Raw genomic sequence first — 2,244 nt, 5'->3', positions numbered from 1 at the left:
CGGGAGCGGCGAGGGGGACGCCCGCCGCCGCGAGCGCCTCCGTGAGGGGCGGCTCCGGCTCCCGTACCGACCAGGTGCCGTCGGGGCCCGGCGCGCCGGGGGCACGGTCGGGCAGCGCAGTCCAGGCGACCTCGTAGAGGTGCCGGGCGTTCTCGGAGGTGCCGTCCAGGTCGGCCGGGTCGCTCGCGCGCAGCCGCACGTCGTCGAGCCGGCCGGCCGGCATGCCGTCGGTGTCCCACAGGCGCACGTCGAGGGTGACGTCCGGGCCGGAGGAGCCGGTGCGCCGCACGGCCGCGGTGAGGTCGCCCGCGCCCCCGGGCGGCAGGGTGCAGCGGCCCACCGCGACGGGGAGCAGCACCCGCCGGTCGCCGGGGTCGAACACCGCCGCCGTCTGGAGGGCCGCGTCCAGCAGGGCGGGATGGACCGGGTAGCCGTCGGCGTCGTCGTGGGCGGCGCGGGGCAGGGACAGCCGGGCCAGCAGGGTGTCGTCGCCGGTGCGGAGGACCTCGCGCACCCCGCGGAAGGCCGGGCCGTAGCCGAGCCCCCGGGCGGCCAGCCGGTCGTAGGTCTCCTCGGTCCAGATGGAGGCGGCATCATCGGGGCGGAGCGGTGGTTCCTCCCCGGTGGCGGGGAGCGCGGGCTGCGCGGACGCGGTGGCGTGCAGGACCCAGTCGGCGCCGTCCCGGCCGGCGGGCCGGCTGTGCACGGTGACCTCCGGCACCGGCAGGGAGGTGTCCACCTCGACGGACACCTCGACCGTGCCGGCGGCGGGCAGGGTGAGGGGGGCCGGCAGCAGCAGGCCGGTGACGTCCGGCGGGCCGTCGGGGCGGGCCTCGGCGAGGGCGGCGCGGCACAGTTCCAGGAGGGTCGTCGCACAGACCACGGTGCGGCCGAAGACCTCGTGGTCGGCGAGCCAGGCGGCGGTGGCCTGCGACCAGGCGGCGCGGAAGGTCCAGCGGGCGGCGTCCGCCGAGCGGACCCGCAGGCCGAGCAGGGGGTGCGCGGCGCGGTCGAAGAGGCCGGGCGCGGTCGCCGCGGCGGCCGGCTCGGACCAGTAGCGGTGCGGTTCGAAGGCGTACGTCGGCAGGTCGGCCGGGGCGGTGCGGGGCACGAGCCGCCGCCAGTCGACGCGCAGGCCCCGGACGTGGAGTTCGGCGCTCGCGCGGTCCAGGCAGGCCGGGCCGTCCTCGTCGCGGCGCAGCGAGCCGACCACGACGACGTCATCGTCGTCCCCGGCGACGGTGCGCAGGGCGGTGAGCAGGGCGGGGTGGGGGGCGAGTTCGACGAAGAAGCGGTGCCCGTCGGCGATCATGCGCTCGACGGCGGGCGCGAACCGGACGGGTTCGCGCAGGTTGGTGTACCAGTACCCGGCGTCCAGTTCCCCGGTGACGGGCTCGCCGGTGACGGTGGAGTACCAGGTGACGGGGGTGGGTGAGGTGAGGACGCCGTCGAGTTCCGCCAGGAGTTCCCGGCGCAGGGGTTCCACCCGGGCGGTGTGGGAGGCGTAGTCGACGTCGAGGCGGCGGGCGAAGACCTGGTCGCGGTGGAGGCCGTCCAGCAGGTGCTCCAGCGGTTCGGTGTCCCCGGCGAGGACGGTGGAGCGGTCGCTGTTGACGGCGGCGACGGACACCCGGCCGCCGGCCTCGGCGATGCGTGCTTCCGCGTCGCCCGGGGAGAGTGCGACGACGGCCATGGTGCCGGTGCCGGACAGGCCGGTGAGGGCCTGGCCGCGCAGGGCGACGACGGCCGCCGCGTCGTTGAGGCTGAGGGCGCCCGCGATGCAGGCGGCGGCGACCTCGCCCTGGCTGTGCCCGATCACGGCGTCCGGCTCGACGCCCCGGGCCCGCCACACGGCGGCGAGCGAGACCATGACGGCGAACAGCACGGGCTGGACGACGTCCACCCGGCCGAGGGAGGGGGCGCCGTCGTCGCCCCGCAGGACGGCCGTGACCGACCAGCCGGTGTGGGGGCGCAGGGCGGCGTCGCAGCGGTCGAGTTCGTCGGCGAACACCGGGTCGTGGACGAGGAGGTCGCGCGCCATGCCGGTCCACTGGGAGCCCTGGCCGGGCAGGACGAAGGCCACCTTGCCCCGTGTCCGGGCCCGCGCGGGGCCGGCGACGAGGTCGGGGTCGGGGGTGCCGGCGGCGAGGGAGCGCAGCGCGGTGAGCAGCGTGTCGCGGTCGGCGGCGGGCAGGACGGCCCGGTGCTCGAAGTGGGTGCGGTGGTGCGCGAGTGCGGCCGCCA

The 2,244-nt window shown here is 77.8% G+C and carries 1 protein-coding gene; it reads right to left on the bottom strand.

Annotated features, from left to right (window positions below; genetic code table 11):
* Window positions 1–2,244, bottom strand: a 2,244-nt coding sequence (locus tag G3I53_RS09160) for an acyltransferase domain-containing protein (RefSeq protein ID WP_164438212.1), incomplete at both ends; no start/stop codon positions are given.

The organism is Streptomyces sp. SID14436 (assembly GCF_010548465.1).
Lineage (GTDB): Bacteria > Actinomycetota > Actinomycetes > Streptomycetales > Streptomycetaceae > Streptomyces.
Note: the sequence above shows the minus strand (reverse complement) of the source record. Positions and strands in the feature narration are given on the sequence as shown.